Genomic DNA, 623 nt, shown 5'->3' with positions numbered 1-623 from the left:
CGGCCCGGTGGGCGGGGCCGCGGGCTCCGGGCGCAGCGGAAGGCGGTCGACCACGCTCACGCCGTGCTCCGTGACACCCAGCACGTAGCGGGCGTCCTCGGTCTGCACCACCACGAGCTGCGCCTTCGCCCCGAGGCCCTGACGCCCCAGCACCGTGATCGGCTCGGCGTCGCGCTTGCGCGACTGGGTCTTCGCGACCCGGCGCTGCAGGAACCACAGCAGGCCGAGCACCGCCGCCAGGGAGAGCCCGACCCGCAGGGCGAGCAGCAGGTCGTCCAGGGTCAGGCCTCGACGTTCTCGAGGATGCGCGTGATCCGCACCGCGTAGTCCTGGTCGACCACCACGACCTCGCCGTGGGCGATCGTGCGGCCGTTCAGCTTCACGTCCGCGGGGGCGCCGGCCGAACGGTCCAGCTCCACGATGCGGCCGGGCTCCAGGTCGAGCACGTCACGCACGGCCATGCGGGTGCGGCCGATCTCGACCGTCAGCTCCATCTCCACACCGGCGATGCGGTGCAGGCGGCCGTCGCCGCCGGCGGGTCGTGCCGGGCGGTGGGTGATGCGCACGGCGAGCCGGCCGATCGTGCGCTCGCCCTCGTCGACCAGGTCGAACAGCTGCGCGTG

At 74.2% G+C, this 623-nt stretch carries 2 protein-coding genes; both read right to left on the bottom strand.

Annotated elements, in window-relative coordinates:
* On the bottom strand, positions 1–231 hold a 231-nt coding region (locus DW309_RS10615), incomplete at its 3' end, for a FliO/MopB family protein (RefSeq protein WP_240753184.1).
* Between the two features lie 50 nt (positions 232–281).
* Positions 282–623, bottom strand: a 342-nt coding sequence (fliN, locus tag DW309_RS10610; protein WP_136045356.1) for a flagellar motor switch protein FliN, incomplete at its 5' end; no start/stop codon positions are given.

This window comes from Microbacterium sp. K41 (genome assembly GCF_004794395.1).
Lineage (GTDB): Bacteria > Actinomycetota > Actinomycetes > Actinomycetales > Microbacteriaceae > Microbacterium > Microbacterium sufflavum.
Note: the sequence above shows the minus strand (reverse complement) of the source record. Positions and strands in the feature narration are given on the sequence as shown.